Origin of the sequence: Sorangium sp. So ce375 (assembly GCF_051473855.1) — a bacterium.
In the GTDB taxonomy this organism is placed as follows: domain Bacteria; phylum Myxococcota_A; class Polyangia; order Polyangiales; family Polyangiaceae; genus Sorangium.
In genome coordinates, this window is the sequence record NZ_CP150335.1 from 8,792,438 (window position 1) to 8,810,142 (window position 17,705).

Genomic DNA, 17,705 nt, shown 5'->3' on the forward strand with positions numbered 1-17,705 from the left:
CGTTATCTGCGCCGGGGCGAGCCCGGGTTTGCCGCGGAGGGATCGGGCGCGCAGCGGAGCTGGTTGAACGAGAAGGCGGGAAGCTCTGCGTCGTTCTGCATGCTGGCGCCTCGACGGTTCAGGTGAAGTCGGCCTCGGGGTCCTCGATCCGGTCGAACCGGAACATCGCGACGGGCGCGACCGGCTGCGGCGCGGAGGTCCGCGTTCCCTGGCCCGCGAGTGGCAACGCGAGCACGGGGGTGTCGGGGCTCGCGACGACGGCGGCGAGCAGCGCCTGGTAATCGCCCACGAAGCGCTCGATGCGCGCCGCCTCGTAGCGCTCCGTCTGGTAGGTGACCGTGCCGGCGATGCTGTCGGGCGTCTCCCATAACCAGAGCTCGAACGGGAGCTTGCTGGCGCCGACGTCGAGCTCCACCGCCTCGATCTCGAGGCCGGCGCGCCGGTGCGCAGACAGCACCTCCGCGAGGGGAGGCGCGTTCTGCAAGACGAAGAACGTATCGAACGGCGGCGCGCCGCCGCGCCGCCCCAGGGCCCCGGCCCAGCGCTCGAAGGGGGCCTCCTGGTGCGCGAACGCCTCGCTGCACGCGCCGTGCAGGCGGGCGAGCAGCGCACGCGCGCTCGGATTTCCGCGCAGGTCGCAGCGCAGCGCGAGCGAGTTCGCGAACAGGCCGACGAGCCCCTCGAGCTCGGGGCGGGTCCGGTGCGCCGTGACGGTCCCCAGGGTGAACAGCTCGCCGCCTGTCGCCCGCAGGCCGAGCACGGCGAGCGGCAAGAGGAGGACCGAGAAGAGCGTCACCCCCGCGGAGCGCGAGAGGGCCCGTGCAGCCTCGGCGAGCGCCGGATCGAGCGCGAGGTGCCGGCGCGCGCCGTGGTAGGTCGGGCGAGGCGGGGCGGGCCGATCCGGGGGGAGGAGCAGCGCGGGGGGCGCCGGGGTGAAGGCGCCGCGCCAGTAGGCGATGTCCGCGTCGCAGCGCCCTTGCTCGCTGCGCGCCTGCTGCCAGGCGCAATAGTCGAGGTAATCGATGGGAAGCGGCGCGGTTGTCGGCGACCCCTCGCGCTCGGCGGCGGCATAGGCGTCGAGCCAGTCGCAGAGCAGGCGCCCCATCGACCAGCCATCGGCGACGATGTGGTGCAGGCACAGCGCGAGCAGGTGGTCGTCCTCTCCGAGCGCGAGGAGCCGGGCGCGCCAGGGCGGGTCGCGCTGGAGGTCGAACGGATGGCGGGCCCACTCGCCGAGCTCGGCGAGCACGTGCGCGAGGGATCTCTCACGGGCCGAGCCACGGGGGAGGTCGGCCGGCGAGCTCTCCTCGATGCGCATCCTGGGGATGCCGCCCTCGACGACCACGCGGCTGCGCAGGACCGCGTGGCGCGCGAGCACGCGGCGAAGGGCGCCCTCGAGCGCGCGCGGATCGAGCGGACCTCGCAACCGCGCTGCGGCGCCGAGGTTGTAGAGGGGCGCCTCCGGGGCGAGCTCCTGCGCGAGCCACACGCCCATCTGCGCGTCCGACAGCCGTACCGGGCCGCGCGGCCGCGGCGCGGGCAGAGGGCCGAGCTCGAGCGCATCGACGCCCGCTTCCGCTGCGAGGCTCGCCCATAACGAGCGCTGCACCGGAGAGAGGGTCGAGAGGGCTCGCGCGAGCTCGGCCGCGCTCATCGTCCCGGGGGTCCGGGGGGAATGACCTGGCCCTTCCTGGCGGAGGCGCCGTCCCTCCTCGCGCGGCTCGAGCGCATCGAGCATGCGTTGCGCCTCGTCCTCGCCGAGCGCCGCGACGCGCGTGGCGATGCGGTGCGAGCGCGCGACGGGAGGCTCGGGGCCTCCGTCGTCGGTGACCGGGGGAGCGTCGGGGTCGGGGGGACCGGCGAGCAGGCCGAGGACCAGCAGGTGATCGGGGCCGAGGTCGAAGCTCTGGCGCGCGCGCTCGACGTCGAATACGCCGAGGTGGCAGAGCCCGAGGCCACACCGCACGGCCTCCTCGTCGAGGAGCTGCGCCATGAGCCCTGCTTCCACGGCGGCGAAGCGGGGCGCGAGCTCGCCGTAGACGGGCTCGATCGCGGCGAGGTCCGCGAACAGCATCAGCGTGAGCGCCGCCTCGTCCGCCGCGGTGGCGTTTGTGCGCGCGTGCATGGCCGGATGGCACTGCCGCGCCGCGGACAGGCGGGCGAGGCGGTGCTCGCGCGGGTCGTAATAATAGGTGCCGGCCTGGACGCCTTCGACCCTGCCCGGCTTGACGTGCAGGTACAATTGCACGGGATAGAGCCCCCCGGCCGAGGCATACCGGCGGCGCCCGACTCCATCGATCTCCGCTCGTCCGAGCGGCGAGAGCAAGCGGCCCAGCGTCGCCGCCGGGAGCGGGCGGAGGCCGAAGCGACGGTGGCTGCGCCGGGCGAGCGCCGCAGGCTGGCTCCGCGCCTCGAGCGGGACGAACGAGGTGTCGTCAGCGAAGCGCCGGAGCCCGCGCTCGGAAGCCTTGAACGCAGCGCGAGCGCCCGCGTCTCCGAGGAGCTCGTGCCGGGGGCGGTGCGCGGCGTCGGCCGCCTCCGGGCTCGGCGCCGCTGGAGCTGGCGCGTAGAAGTCGACGAGCGTGCGGAGCCGTGGGCTCCGGAACACCGCCTCCATGGTCGGGCGCGAGCCGAAGGTCTGCTCGAGGCGATTGAGCAGCCGGAAGATATCGAGCGAGCTGGCCCCGAGGCGAAACAGGTCGTCATCGAGCGAAGGCGCCCCGCTCTTCAGGACCTCCTCGGCCAGGCGGGTGATGGTGGCGGTCACGCCGGCGTCGCTCGACGGCGCGGGCGCCGCGCGGCCGTGAAGCGGCAGCCGCGTCTCGGCATCGAGGAGCGACTCCCCGGGGCTCTCCAGCAGGGCGCGCCGATCGACCTTGCCGTTGCTGGAGAGGGGCACGGAGGCGATCCGATAGAAAGCCGCGGGCAGGAACGCCGCAGGAAGCCGATCCGCAAGGAACGCCCTGAGCTCCGCGACGGACGGCGGCGCGTCGCGGGGGACCACGAAGGCGATGAGCCTCCGCTCCTCGCCGGGCCTGCCCTGCGCGGCCGCGACAGCGACGCGCACCGCGGGGTGCTGCTGCAGCGCGGCCTCGATCTCTCCCAGCTCGATGCGATGACCGGCGACCTTGACCTGCGTGTCCTCGCGGCCGAGAAATTCGATGATCCCCTCGGGCCACAGCCGGCCGAGGTCCCCCGTCCGGTAGAGCCGCTCGCCGGTGCGCGGGTGGCGAATGAAGGAAGCGGCCGTGCGGGCGGGATCACCCCGGTAGCCGCGCGCCAGCCCGACCCCTCCGATGTAAAGCTCGCCAGGGGCCCAGACCGGTCGGTGCTCCAGGCGATCGCCGAGCACGTACATGCGCTGGTTGGCCAGCGGCCGGCCATACGGAACGCTGCTCCACGAGGGGGAGATCTCGCCAATCTCGAAGGCGTTCGACCAGATGGAGGCCTCGGTCGCGCCTCCCAGCGCGACGAGCCGCGCGCCGGGGGCGAACGCGCGGATGCGCGCTGGCAGGCCCACCGGGATCCAGTCGCCGCTCAGCAACACGGCGCGCAGGGAGAGCTCCGGGGGCTCGCCGCGAAGGTCCAGGTGATCGACGAGCACGCCGAGGAGCGCCGGCACGGTGTTCCACAGCGTCACGCGCTCGCGGACCAGGAGCTCGACCCAGCGCGCGGGCTCCATGCGCATGGAAGGCTCGGGCAAGACGACGGCGCCTCCTGCGGCGAGCAGGCCGAAGATGTCGTACACGGAGAGGTCGAAGCCGAGCGCGGAGAGCGCCAGCACGCGATCCCCCGGGCCGACCGACAGGCGCTCGTTGATGTCCTGGATCGTATTGACGGCGCCCCGGTGCTCGATCTCGACGCCCTTGGGCGTGCCGGTCGAGCCCGAGGTGAAGATCACGTAGGCGAGATCGTCGGCCGATTGCGCGACGCGCGGGGCGACGTCCGGGTGGCCCGCGAGCGCTGGATCATCCGCGCAGACGATCGTGAGGGCCGCGCTGAAGGAGAGGGTCGCCGAGAGCTCCCTCGACGTGACGGCGATCGTCGCGCCGCAGCGCTCGAGCACGTCGGCGCGCCGGGCGTCGGGCCATTGCGGATCGACGGGGACGTACGCTCCGGCGGCCTTGAGCACCGCGAGCGCCGCGATGACCTGCTCGACGCCCTTGTCGAGGGTGACGGCGACGCAATCACCTCGCCGCGCTCCCGCCCGCACGAGCCGGTGCGCGAGCTGGTTGGACCGCCGCTCGAGCTCGCGGTAATCGAGGCGGCTCACGCCGCACGCGACCGCGAGCGCGTCCGGCGTCCGCAGGGCCTGCTCCGCGACGAGCTCGTGCAGCAAGCCGCCCGGAAAAGAGCGATCCGTCGCCTGCACCTCCGGGTGCGCGAGCGGACGATCGGTGGCCAGCGCGTCCCACGCCGCCTCGTCGTCGGCGAGGGCGAGGAGCCGCGCGTGGTGCTCCGCGAACATCGCCGCGATGAGGCCGGGAGGGAATCCCGCGTCGATGCTGTCCCACTGGACGACGAGGTCCCCCCGGTCCTCGAGGAGCTGGTAGTCGAGCGAGACCTGCGGCGTCTGCGTCACGCTGTACACGAGCTCCCCGAGCCACGCCCACGGCAACCCGGGCGCGGCGTCGCCCTGGCTCGGCAAGAGGCTCGTGAACACGACGGGCATGGCTTGCCGGCCCACCGTTCCGCGGCGCCGCCCGAGCTCGCGCAGGACCTCGAGGCCGGAGATCTGGCTGTGCTCCAGATCCCGCAACATCCGCTCTTGGAGCGCCCGCGCGCGCGCGCGAAAGGGCGCCTCCGGCACGTCGACCGCCAGCAGCAACGTCGAGGTGAACTCACCGAGGATCGACTCCACGTCGGGGTGGAGCGGCAATCGTCGGAACAGCGTGAGGTTCAGGGAGAAGCGCGGACGCCTGGCGTGGTCGGCGAGGACCTCGGCGAACGCCGCGCAAACGGCCGCGGAAGGGGTCACGGCGGCCTCCTTCGCCCGCGCCTTCAGCCTCTCCCAGGACGCGCGGTCGATCCGGGCGCTGCGGCGCACGAAGCGCGGCGGCTCCGTCACGCTCCGCTCCGGCAGCTCGGGCGCAGGGGGGAGCTCGTCGAGCCGCTCGAACCAATAGGCGCGCGCCGCCCGGGCGGCCGGGCCCTCGGAGAGCGCGAGCTCTGCGAGGCGATAATCGCGGAACGTCAGCGCGGGCGGCGCGCGCGTCGCCTCGGGGTGGTCGTGGCACTCCTGCCATTCGCGAAAGAGCCGCAGGGCGCTCGCGGCATCGATGAGCAGGGCATCGAGGCTCACGTGCACGCGGGAGCGCTCCGGGAGCAGGCTCACCCGGACATCGAAGAGCGGGAAGCGGCCCGGGTCGAACCGCTGGTGGGACATCTCGGCGCGGACGGCCGCGAGGGCCAGCTCGGCTTGCTCGGCCGGGCGGCGGCGAAGGTCGAGCACCGCGACGCGGTACGGAGGCGTTTCGGGCAGGACCCGCTGGGCGCCCTCGGGGGTGATGATCGCGCGCAGCATGTCGTGCCGGTCGATGACGCGCTGGAGCGCGCGCTCGAGCGGCGCAGGATCGAGCCCAGGGACGCGGTCGAACTCGAAATAGCCATGACAGTCGACCTCACCGAGCCCCAGCGCGCCGCTGCGGCCGATCCAGTAAGCCTCCTGGATATCGGTGAGGGGGAAGGGCTCGTTTCGGCGCGCAGGGTCCGGCGTGATGGCCGGGAAGGTCGACGGTCTCCGCGAGAGGCGCGCGACGAGCGTCTCCTTGTGCTCGCGCAGCGCCGCGAGGAGCTCGGGTGCGATCGCGCCGCGAGGCGCGCGGCAGCGGATCTGTCCTCGGTCGTCCACCGAGAGCGTCGCGCCCAGCGCGCCGAGCGCATCGAGGAGCTCTTCTACGTTCATACCGTGATCTCCTCGAGCTCGTCCTCGCCCGCGGCGGTCTCGTGGAGCAGCGCCTGCACGCGCTCGACCAGGGCGTCGAGGGTGATCTCCGCGAGCAGCTCGACGAGCGTGACGCGCACGCCGAAGGTCTGCGCGATGCGGTCGCGCAGCTCGACGGCCATGAGCGAATCCATGCCGTGCGCGGCGAGCGGGCGCGCCGGATCGAGGGGCATGTCGCCTCCGCCGAGCACCGCGGCGACGAGGGCGAGCAACGCCTCCCGCGGGCGCGCCGGGCGGCCAGGATCGGCCCCGCCGCGAGGCGGCGGAGGAGCCGCGAGGGGTGGAGCGACGAGGCCGCGCAAGAGCGAGGCGCGAGGCGCGAGGGGATGAGCCGCCGAGAGGGGCGCCAGATCCGGAGGAAGGACGACGCACGACGGCTCGTTCCCGGCCAGGATGCTCTCCAGCGTATCGAGCGCGACCTCGGGGTCCAGAGGGGCGAGCCCCCGAATGGAGAGCGCGCCCGTCGACGCGCGGCGCGCCGCCATGCCCGCGCTGGCCCATGGCCCCCACGCGACGCTGCGCGCAGCGCCCCCGGACGCCGCGATCTGCCGGGCGAAAGCGTCGAGGAACGCATTCGCGGCGCCGTAGTTTCCCTGCCCCGGCGCGCCGAAGACGGCCGTCGCCGAGGAGAAGAAGACGAGGAAATCGAGCGGCTGGTGCCCGATCAGGGCGTGCACGTTCGCCGCTCCCGCCGCCTTGGCCCGCATGACGGAGGTGAGTCGCTCCGGCGTCAAATTGACGAGGACACCGTCATCCAGCGCGCCGGCGGCATGGACGAAGCCGCGGGCAGGCGGAGACGCGCCGAGCACGGGCTCGAGCGCGGCGCGGAGCGCCGCCCTGTCGGCGAGGTCGGCGGCGACGAAGCGCGCGCTCGCGCCGCGCCGGCCGAGCTCGGCGATCGCCTCGTCCGCGCTCCGAGCGTCGCGCCCGACGAGGACGATGTGCCGCGCGCCTCGATCGGCAAGCCGCCGCGCGACGGCGCCGCCGAGCGCGCCGAGGCCGCCGGCGACGATATAGGTCGCATCGGGGGAGGCTCGCCACGCTGTCGGGCGCGGCCCGGGAGAGGCGCCGAGCGGCGGCGACGGAGAGGCGCTCGCCTTCGAGGCCTGGGTGAGATCGATCATCCGCGCGGCCTGCAGGCCGGCGGAATCGACGCTCAGGTGATCCTCCGGGACCTCGGCGGCCAGCGCGTCGACGAGGAGCCCGAGAGACGCGGGCGTCCTCGTGTCGACCTCGACGACGCCGCCCCACGCGCGCGGGTGCTCCCACGCGAGCGTCCGCGCGAGGCCCGCCGCAGCCGCAGAGGCGGCGTCCCCGGCCGGGACGACGAGCCAGAAGCGATACGCCCCTTCGGCGACAGCGAGCGCCTGGATCGCCGGGAGCAGATCCGCGCAGAGCTGCTCTGCGCGGACGTGAGGCGTCCGGTCGTCGGCGGGCGCGTCGGGCAGCACCCAGAGCACCACGGCGGACCCGTGGGCAGGCTCCCCCGCGAGGGCGTCACGCAGCGACGAGCTCGCTGCGACGACGGACGCGGAGGCGCGCCGCGCGTGCAGCGCACCGCAGAGCTCGCCTGCGAGGGCCGCGCCGGCGCCGCAGACGAGCCACCGTGAGCCCTCGAGATCGGCCCGGGGGGGCGGCGTCACGGGGACATACCGCAGCGAGCAGACGCGGGGAGCTTCCTGGGCGACGAGCCGCGCCACGGCCTCGGCCGTGGCGCGCTTCAACCAGAAACCTCGCAGCACGGCGAGCGGTGCGCCCGCCTCGTCGAGGGCCAGCGCATCGCCGCGGATGAGCTCGTCGGTCGGACGGGGGGCCGCATCCAGGCGGACGTGCACCCACGCCGGCGGGCCTGCGCCGTGCACTTGCATGGATTCGACCCGGACTGGCAAGTAGAGCGCCTCGTCGTCGCACCCCGGGGTGTGCATGCGGATGGCCTCGACGAGCTGGAAACACGCGTCGAGGCCGAGGAAGAGCGGCGCGACGCCGAACGCTCCGTCGCGAGGCCGCGGGATGGTCGCGGCGTCGAATCGACCCGCGGCCTCCGCCCGATCGACCCAGAGCGTCGTGAGGCGCTGATGGGTCGCCCCCGGGCGCGGCCCGTCGCCTCCGATCTTGCGCAGGAGCTTCGTGTAAAACCGCTCTCCCGAGACCGAGGTGGGGGCCTGCCGGCGAAGGGAATCGATGTCGACAGGCTCGGCCTTCGCGCGGGCGCGCGCGAGCGTCGCGCTCGCGTGCTCGGTCCAGGGCGAGGTCCCCTGCCCGACCAGCGCGCGGCTGAAGATGCGGAACGAGGATCGGTCCGGCGAGAGGGGAGCCGCCAGCGATTGCAGGATCCGCGAGCCGCTCGCCGGGAGGAGCAGGGCCTTGTGGATCGACACGTCCTCCACGGCGTACGCCTCGGCGCCGAGGAGGGCCCGCGCGGCCGAATCCATGGCCTCGAGCAGGGCCACGCCAGGGACCAGCGCCGCGCCGAAGACGACGTGGTCCGACGCGACGCCAGGGAGCCTCTCCGCGTCGATCTCCGCCTCGAAGCAGGTTTGACCATCGGCGAGCCCTCTCGCCGGGCCCAGGAGGGGGTGCCCTTCGATCCGCCGCGGCGTCGAGGCGGGGGCCATCCAGTGGCGCTGGCGCTGGAAGGGGTAATGCGGCAAGAGCTCGGAGCGGCGGCGTCGCCCCGGCTCGTGGAGCGCCTCCCACCGCGGCGACGCGCCGCGTACATAGAGGGTCGCGAGCGCGCGCACGGCGTGCGAAAGGGCGTCGCCCGAGCGCCGGAAGCTCGGGACGAACGTGTGCGCGTCGTCGAACGTCCGGCGGCCGATGGCGGACAGCGAGCTGCCTGGCCCGACCTCGAGAAACACGCGATGACCGGCCGCCGACAGCGTCCGCAGCCCATCGCCGAAGCGCACCGGGGCGCGCACGTGGCGGACCCACGCGTCCCCATCCAGGGCGGTCTGCCACTCGCCGGTCGTGTCGGAGACGAACGGCACAGCGGGCGCCGCGTGGCGCAGCTCGCGGCAGAGCGCCGCGAACGGCGGGAGCATCGGGTCCACGAGGCGACAGTGGAAGGCGTGCGAGACAGGCAGCAGCCGGACGTCGACGCCGGCTCGCGCGAGCGCGGCGCTGGCCGCCTGGATCGCCCTGGAGGTGCCCGCCACGGCGACGTTGTCGGGCCCATTGATGGCCGCGATCTCGACGCCCTCGATCCCCGCCTCGCGCAGGATCGCCGCGACCCGATCAGGGCCGGCCAGGGCGGCAGCTGTCGCGCCTCTCTCGCAGCGCTCCTGCATGAGCCGCCCTCGCGCGGCGACAAGGCGGAGGGCGTCCGCCGGGTCGAGGATCCCAGCAATGCAAGCGGCTGCATAGGCGCCGACGCTGTGGCCGAGCACCGCCGCGGGTCTCACCCCCCAGGAGGCCCATAGCTCTGCGAGCGCGAGCTCGACAGCGAGCAGCGCCGGCTGGGTATTGGCCGTGGCGCCGAGCAGGGCTTCCGCGTCGGAGCCGAAGAGGACATCGAGGAGCGGCCTGTCGAGGTGCTCGTCGACGAGCCTCCCGAAGCGCTCAAGCGCGCTGCGGAACACGGGCTCGGCGGCGAAGAGCTCGCGGCCCATGCCGGGAAACTGCGCGCCCTGCCCGGGGAAGACGAACACGGGGGCGAGCGGCTCCGTCGACGAGGTCTCGCCCTGGACGAGGTCGGCATGAGCGCCCGTCGTGGAGAGATCGCGCAGCGCCGCCGTGACCACGGCCTTCGCCTCCGCGACGATCGCGGCGCGGTGCTCGAGGTGGGCGCGGCCGAGCTGGCTCGTGAAGCAGGCGTCCGCGAAACCCTCGGGCGAGCATGGATCGAGCGCCTCGGCGGTCCGCGCCGCGAGCTCGCAGAGGGCCGCGGGATCTCGCGCGGAGAGCGTGAAGAGACGTGGGCGGGCCGGCGACGGCGCGGCCTCCGGCTCTGCGGGCGGCGAGCCGAGAATGGCGTGCGCGTTCGTCCCGCTGATCCCGAAAGCGCTGACCCCGGCGAGGAGCTCGGGGCCGCTCCCGGGCCATGCACAGCGCGTCTTCGGGATCGCGATCCGGCCCGCGACGTCGCGAAGGTGAGGGTTGAGCTCGAGCAGGTGAAGGTGGGGCGGCAAGGCACGGTGACGCAGCGCGAGCGCCGTCTTGAGCACCCCCGCGATCCCCGCGGCAGCCTCGAGGTGGCCGAGGTTCGTCTTGACCGATCCCAGCCAGAGCGGCCGGTCCGGGCGGCGTGACGCGCCGAAGACCTCGAGCAGCGCTTGGACCTCGATGGGATCTCCCAGCCTGGTCCCGGTGCCGTGCGCCTCGACGTAATCGATCGACGCCGGCGGCACGCCCGCATCGGCGAGCGCGGCGCGCAGCACGTCGACCTGCGACGGTCCGTTGGGGGCCGTGAGGCCATTGCTGCGACCATCCTGGTTCGCCGCGGTGCCGCGGACGACGGCGAGGATCGGGTCGCCCGCGGCGAGCGCATCGTCGAGCCTCCGCAGGACGACGAGCCCGCAACCTTCGCTTCGGACGAACCCGTCGGCGCGAGCGTCGAACGTCTTGCAGCGCCCGTCCGCGGCCAGCATGCGAGCGCGCGAGAAGGTGATGGCGATCTCGGGCAAGAGGATGACGTTGACGCCGCCCGCGAGCGCGAGATCGGTCTCGCCTCGGCGCAGGCTCTGCACGGCCTGGTGCAGGGCGATCAGCGAGGAGGAGCAGGCCGTATCGACGGCGAGGCTCGGGCCGCGCAATCCGAAATAATAGGACAGCCGCCCGGCGGCGACGGCGAGGGCGTTGCCCGTGCCCATATAGGCGTCGATCTCGGAAGGATCACGCCGGAGGTGCATGTGCAGGTAGTCGCTCGTGCAGATGCCGACGAACACGCCGGTGCGGCTGCCAGCGAGCCGATCCGGGGCCAGCGTCGCGCTCTCGAACGCCTCCCACGCCACCTCGAGCAACAAGCGCTGCTGCGGGTCGAGGTGCTTGGCCTCGCGGGGTGAGATGTTGAAGAACGCAGCGTCGAACGCATCGACGTTGTCGAGGAAGCCGCCCCAGCGGAGCTCCTGGGGCGACTCCAGCAGGTGCGCGTAGCGGGCTGGATCCCAGCGATCCCGCGGCACGTCCCGGATGGCGTCCACGCCGTCGCGGAGCATGCGCCAGTAAGCGTCGAGGCTCGTGGCGCCGGCAGGGAAGCGACAGGCGCCGCCGATGATGGCGATAGGGGCAGGCTGCGCGCCACGCTCGAGCTCGGCCACGCGCGCCTGCATTCGCTCGAGCGCGAGCAGCGCCCGCTTCAGCGGAGAGAGCGTGGCCTCGTCGGGTTTCGGGGAGGGTGGCTTCTGCGTCATGCTTTCAACGCCTCGAGCTTTTCGAGCAAGAGCGCCTCGGCTTCGTCCTCGGAGAGGCGTGAGACCGCGTCCGCGTCGAGCGCCCGCTCGGTGGGCGCCGCGCCCGAGGGCTCGGGGAGCCTCGAGAGCAGCGCGTCGGCCGCGCCCGCGAGCGTGGGGTGGTCGAACCAGAAGGTCGCGGGGAGAGCGCAGTCGAGCAGCGTGGCGGTCGCCGTGCGGAGCTCGACGGCGAGCAGCGAATCGAGCCCGAGCTCGCGCAGCGGTCGCTGCGACGGCACGCGCTGCTCGGGGGGGAGCCGCAAGACGCGCGCGGCCTCGCGCTCGAGCGACGTGATGAGCGCGCGCCGCCGCTCCCCTGGCGGGGACCGCAAGAGAGCGTCGCGCAGAGATCCCCGGGCAGGAGCGACCTCGCGGCGCTCGCTCTCCGCGCGGCGCAGGCTCGCGAAGAGCGGATCGGAGCGCCCTCCGGGGAGCGCAGCGACGAGGCGCGGCCAGTCTGCGCGCATGGCCGCGACGTCCACCTCGCCCCGCTCGAGGACGCGCGTGAGGAGCTCCTGGGCCTCGGCGGGCGAAAGGCTCCAGAGCCCCCGCGCGCGCCAGGCTTCCTCGTCCGCGCGGCGGGCCGCTTGCCCGACCTTGGACCAGGGGCCCCATTGAACGCTCGAGGCCGGGATCCCCATCGCCCTCGCGGCGTGCGCGAGGGCGTCGAGGCCCGCATTGGCGCCGGCGTAGGCGGCCTGTCCAGGCGAGCCGAGCGTCGCCGCCGCGGAGGAGAACAGCACGAAGAAGTCGAGCCGAGCGCCCCGCCCGGCGATCGCCTGGAGGAGCGCGAGCGCGCCGAGGAGCTTGGGCCGGACGACCTCGCGCGCGCGCGCGAACGTCATGCGGGTGACCGCGGCGTCGTCGTGCGCCGCCGCGCAATGAAGGACGCCGCGGAGCGGGGCAGCGGAATCGACGCAGCGAGCGACGAGCGCATCGACGAAGAGCGGGTCGGCCACGTCGCCGTGGACGATCTCGACGTCCGCGCCCCGCTCGCGCAGGCGGGTCACCGTCGAGAGCGCCTCCGCCCCGGGAGCGCTGCGCCCGAGCAAGACGATGCGCCCGGCTCCCCGCTCCGCGAGCCACGACGCCATCACGAGGCCCACGCCGCCGAGGCCGCCCGTGACGAGGTAGCTCGCGTCCCGGCGAACGACGTTCGCCGCAGGGCGAGGCGGCAGGGTCAACGCGATCTTGCCGACGTGCGCGGCCGCGGCCATCTGGCGAAACGCCTCGACAGCGCGGCTCCACGGCCATGTCGACAAGGGCGGGAGGGAGAGCTCCCCCCGCTCGACGCGCGCGAGGAGGGCCTCGAGCCGCGCGCCGAAGCCGGCCGCGTCCTCGGCCATGATCTCGCCCAGATCGAGCGCCTCGAACATGACGTCGGGGCGCACGGCGGCGACCTCCTCTCTCGACCAGAGGCCACGCTTGCTGAGCGTGACGTAGCGCCCGCGGGGCGCGAGCGCGCGCAGGTTGGCCGCGGTCGCCTCGCCCCCGAGCATGTCGAGGAGGACGTCGACGCCCCCCCCCGCGGTGACCGCGAGCACGCCGTCGGCAAACGAGAGGTCGCGCGAGGAGAAGACGTGGCGTACGCCGAGACGACCGAGCAGAGCGCGCTTCTCCTGGCTGCCGGCGGTCGCGATCACCTCGGCCCCCAGGCGCCTCGCGATCTGCAGCGCCGCCAGGCCGACGCCGCCGGTCGCAGTGTGGATGAGGATGCGGTCGCCGCGCCCGAGCCGGGCGAGCCCCTCGAGGGCGTGGATCGCGGTGAGGAACGCGACAGGCAGGGTGGCCGCCTGCGCGAAGCCGAGGCTCTCCGGGATCGGCGCGACGAGCGCGGCGGGCGCCACCACGCGCGACGAGAGGCTCCCGGGGACGGCCGCGACCACCCGCGTACCCGCCGTCAGAGCGACCGAGGCGCCGGCCGACACGATCACGCCCGCGCACTCGCTGCCCAGCTCGAAGCGAGGCCCCGGGTACATACCCAGGGAGCCGAGCACGTCCCGGAAGTTGACCCCGGCGGCCCGTACGTCGATGACGACCTCGTGAGGGCCGGGCGCGCGGTCGCCGATGGGCCTCTGCTTCAGGCTGTCGAGCGCGCCGGGCGTCTCGGCGACGAGCGCGACGTTGCCCGGATGCGCCTCGTCGTCGACGGGCACGAGGCGCGGAGCGAGGCGGCCTCCACCGCGGAGGAGGATCTGATCGTCGGTTGCGTCGGCGCCCGAGAGCTCCGCGAGCAACCGCAGCGCCTCGTCCTCCTGCGGGCTCGGGTCGAGGTCGACACGAAGGGATCGCAGCTCGGGGTGCTCGCGCGCGACGGCGCCCGCAAAGCCCCAGAGCATCGCCTGGCTGGGCGCCGCCGAGGCCCCCTCGTAGGCAGCGCGCGCGCCGCGCGTGACCCAGCAGAGCCGAGGGACGACAGGGAGCCGCGCGAGCGCCTGGACGAGGTGCAAGGGGCCCGCGAGCGACGTCGCGGCGCTCGCGGAGGTGATGCTCTCGGCCGCGATAGGGCCCTCGGAGAGAGCGCCCAGCCAGACGACGACCTCGTCCGGCGAGAGCGAGGTCCCCGCGAGGAGGGCGTGAAAGTCCTCCGGGAGCTCCGGATGGGCTGCCGGCGAGCTCTCGCCCTCGCCCATCGAGACCCGCACGCACCGCACCCCTCGCTGCGCAGCCGCCTCGGCGAGCCGCGCGGCGAGGCCGTCGCGCTCGCCGAACACCCATACGCGACCGGGGAGCTTGCCTTCTCCGGGGCGGCCGCCGGCCGGGACGAAGACCGCTCGGTAGAGCGCGTCCGCGAGCGGGCGGCGCCCGATCCTCGCGACGTCGATCCGGCGCGCTCGGACGCCGAGGAACGACGCCACGATCGAGCCGTCGTCCGTGAACAGAGACCCGTCGACGACGGCAGCGTCTTCCGCGGGTCCCCCTTCGCGCAGGCGCAGATGACTGAAGAGACGCGTGAGGCCGGTCGCGCCGCCGAGCGAGACGCGGTCGATCGCCACGGGGACGAAGGCGGCCGGGGCTCCGTCGGGCAGCCAGGCGGAGAAGAGCTGCAGCGCGGCGTCGACCAGCGCGGGATGGGGAGCGTCGTCGAGGGCCGGATCTCCCGCCTCCGGCGGCAAGACGATCTCGCCGAGGACCTCCTCCGGCGCCGTCCATACGCGCTGCACCCCTCGGAAAGCGGGTCCATACGTGAGCCCGGCAGCCTCACAGCGCCGGTAGAGGGCGCTGGGGTCGATCTCCTGGCGCATGCGCGCGCGGAGCGCCGCGAGGTCGACCCTCGGAGGAGGCTCCAATTCCAGCTCCGGCGAGACCGCCGCGCGCGCGTGCGCCTGGAAAGCGCCGCCAGGCTCGGGGCCACGCGCGAAGATCTCGACGCTCGCAGCGCCGTCGGAGGTCACGTCCACGAGCACGTGCACCTCGGACGGGGCTTGCCCCACGACGAGAGCCTCTGTGAGGACGACGTCCGTCAGGGCGCGACGTCCGCCGAGCAGCCGCGAGGCGGCCACGCTCGCCATGGCAACGAGCGCGGCTGCCGGCACCACCGCGCGCCCCCCGATGCGGTGATCCGTGAGATAGGCAGGGGCCGTCTCCGCGAGCTCGCCCGCAAAGCCGCGCACCCGCGGGGATACGATCGGCGCTCCCAGCAACCCCCTGCCGGGCGCGTGGGCCCGCGCGGCGGACGCGCGCGGCAGCCAGTACCGAGGCCCAGCGAAGGGATACGGGGGCAGCGACGTGGGAGCGCCACGGCCATTCGGGGTCCGCGCCCATTCGACGGGTAGCCCGCGGACATAGAGCGCGCCGAGCGCCGAGAGAGCAGCCTCCATGCCGTCTTGATCGCGCCGTTGCGCCGCGACCGCGCAGCCGTGCTCTCCGCGGACATCGGTGAGATCACGCTGGAGGACGGGGTGCGGGCCGAGCTCGAGGAAGGCCGAGCAATGGCCCGGCAAGGAGGCCACGGCGGCCGCGAAACGGACGGGCTCGCGCAGGTTGCGGGCCCAGTACGCTGCCCCGAGCTCCGTCCCTTCGCAGCGCGACGCGGTCACCGTGGAGAAGAAGGGGATCGTCGCCGCGCGGGGGCGAATGTCGCGCAGGCATGCGCGCAGCGCGGCAGCCTGCGGTTCGACGAGGGGACAGTGCGAGGCGACCGACACGGCGATCCGACGGGACTCGACGCCGCGAGCCGAGAGGTCGCCGAGCCACGCCTGGAGAGCGATGGCGTCACCGGCGACCACCGTCGAGCGTTGCCCATTGACGGCCGCCAGCGCCAGGCGATCGGCAAAGCCGGCGAGCAGCGCGGAGACGTCGGCCTCCCCGAGGGCCACGTGCGCCATGCCTCCTCCACGCTGGCTCGAGAGGAGCCGGCTGCGCTCGGCGATGACGCGGGCTGCGTCACCGAGATCGAGCGCCTCGGCCACGTGCGCAGCGGCGACCTCGCCGAAGCTGTGTCCTACGACCGCCGCAGGCTGGGCCCCCCAATGACGGAACAACGCCGCGAGGGCCACCTGCACGGCGAAGAGGGCCGGCTGCACGACGGCCGGATCCTCCCAGGCAGGCGCGCCTGCCGGGAGGCGCAGCGCGTCGGCAGGGCGCACGGACAGGAGCGACGCGAGCGCCGCATCGCAGGCCTCGAACGCGTCACGAAACACCGGTTCGGACGAGAGCAGGTCGAGCGCCATGCCGGCGTGCTGGCCCCCTTGCCCGGGGAACACGAAGACGAGCCCGGCGCAGCGGTCTTCGTTCACCGTGCCCACCGCGACGCCGGGCGCAGCCTCGCGGCGGAGGTGAGCCGCGAGCTGCTCGACCACGTGCCCCGCGGTCCGACCGACCACGGCCAGGCGGTGCGCGCGATGATCACGGCGCGCGCTGGCCGTGAAGCAAGCGTCGGCGAACGTCGATGGGTGCTCGGTGAGGTGCTCGCGCAGCCGCGCGGCGAGCGCGTCGAGCGTCGGCGCATCGTGCGCCGACAGCGGCAGCAGACGCGCCGCTTCGCCTTCGCCCGTCGAGGACCCCGGCCCCGCCGGCTCCTCGAGGACGACGTGGGCGTTGGTCCCGCCAAACCCGAACGAGCTGACGGCAGCGCGGCGTGGTTGTCGATCGTCGTCCCACGACCCCTGCGCGGTGGGCACGTAAAAGCGCGTCCCCGCGAGCTCGGCGTGCGGGCTCAGCCGCTCGAAGTTCACGTTGGGCGCGATCGTGCGGTGGCGCAGCGACAGCACGGCCTTGATGACCCCCACGACGCCCGCGGCAGCCTCCAGGTGTCCCACGTTCGTCTTCACCGCGCCGAGGGCGCACGGCCGGTCTCCGCGGCCATACACCTCGCGCAGCGCCTCGATCTCGATGGGATCCCCGAGCGCCGTGCCCGTTCCATGCGCCTCGATGAAGCCGATCGACCCGGGATCGACCCCCGCGCTGCGCAGCGCCGCCCGGATGACCGCCTGCTGCGCGAGGCCGCTCGGCGCGGTGGGCGTCGCCGTCAGGCCATCCTGGTTGATCGCGCTACCGCGGATCACGGCGTGAATCCGGTCTCGATCGCGGCGCGCGGCGGAGAGCGGACGGAGGACGAGCGCGCCGCACCCTTCCCCGCGCACGAAGCCGTCAGCCCGCGCATCGAACGTCTTGCAGCGACCGTCGGGGGCCATCATGCCCCACTTGCTCAGCGCGATCCCCGTCTCCGGCCCGAGGACGAGGCTGACCCCGCCGACCACGGCGGCGCTGCACTCGCCGCTGCGGATGCTCTGGCAGGCCAGGTGCAACGCGACCAGCGACGACGAGCAAGCGGTGTCCACGACGAGGCTCGGCCCCCTCAGATCGAGGATGTACGAGAGGCGGTTCGCCGCGCCGCTCGCGGCGATCCCCGACGCGGTGTACGCGTCGATCTGCGGGAGCTCGGCGAGCTGCATGCGCGCATAGTCGTTGGCGTAAGCCGCGACGAACACGCCCGTGTCGCTGCCCGCGAGCTCGGCCCGGGTCAGGCCCGCGTCTTCGAGCGCCTGCCAGGCGACCTCGAGGAAGATGCGCTGTTGAGGATCCATGTGCACCGCCTCGCGCGGCGAGATCCCGAAGGCGTCCGCCGCGAAGCGGTCCGCATCGGAGAGGAACGCACCCCAGCGCATCGCGGGCGAGCGCGCGCCGAGCGCACCGCCGTCCCAGCGCTCGGGCGGGACCTCTCCGACGGCGTCCACCCCCCGGAGGAGCATGTCCCAGAACTGCGCGACGGTGCCCGCCCCGGGGACCCGACAGGCCATACCGACGATGGCGATCGGCTCACGCCGGCTGCGCTCCAGATCGGCAAGGCGCGCCTGGAGCGCCTCGATGGCGGCATAGGCGCGCTGCAGCGGCGAGGGCACCCCTGGATCCTGCGAGCTCGTCACGCGTCG

Annotated in this window: 3 protein-coding genes; all 3 read right to left on the minus strand. The window is 74.0% G+C overall.

What is annotated here, in order from left to right:
* Positions 1-118 precede the first annotated feature (118 nt).
* Genes WME90_RS32655 through WME90_RS32665 form a run of 3 tightly spaced genes read right to left on the minus strand, consistent with a single transcriptional unit; the run spans position 119 to position 17,699 of the window.
* Complete coding sequence (locus tag WME90_RS32655; RefSeq protein WP_437275954.1) at positions 119-5,905, minus strand: amino acid adenylation domain-containing protein; 5,787 nt, start codon at positions 5,903-5,905, stop codon at positions 119-121.
* Complete coding sequence (locus tag WME90_RS32660) at positions 5,902-11,292, minus strand: type I polyketide synthase (RefSeq protein WP_437275955.1); 5,391 nt, start codon at positions 11,290-11,292, stop codon at positions 5,902-5,904. Before WME90_RS32660 ends, WME90_RS32655 begins: the two co-directional genes overlap by 4 nt.
* Complete coding sequence (locus WME90_RS32665; protein WP_437275956.1) at positions 11,289-17,699, minus strand: type I polyketide synthase; 6,411 nt, start codon at positions 17,697-17,699, stop codon at positions 11,289-11,291. The genes WME90_RS32660 and WME90_RS32665 overlap by 4 nt, the downstream gene beginning before the upstream one ends.
* Between the last annotated feature and the right edge of the window lie 6 nt (positions 17,700-17,705).

What these genes read in the sequence shown, in the direction of transcription:
- WME90_RS32655 (WP_437275954.1), bottom strand. Translation starts at nt 5,905, where the DNA reads ATGAACGTAGAAGAGCTCCTCGATGCGCTCGGCGCGCTGGGCGCGACG.
- WME90_RS32660 (WP_437275955.1), bottom strand. Translation starts at nt 11,292, where the DNA reads ATGACGCAGAAGCCACCCTCCCCGAAACCCGACGAGGCCACGCTCTCT.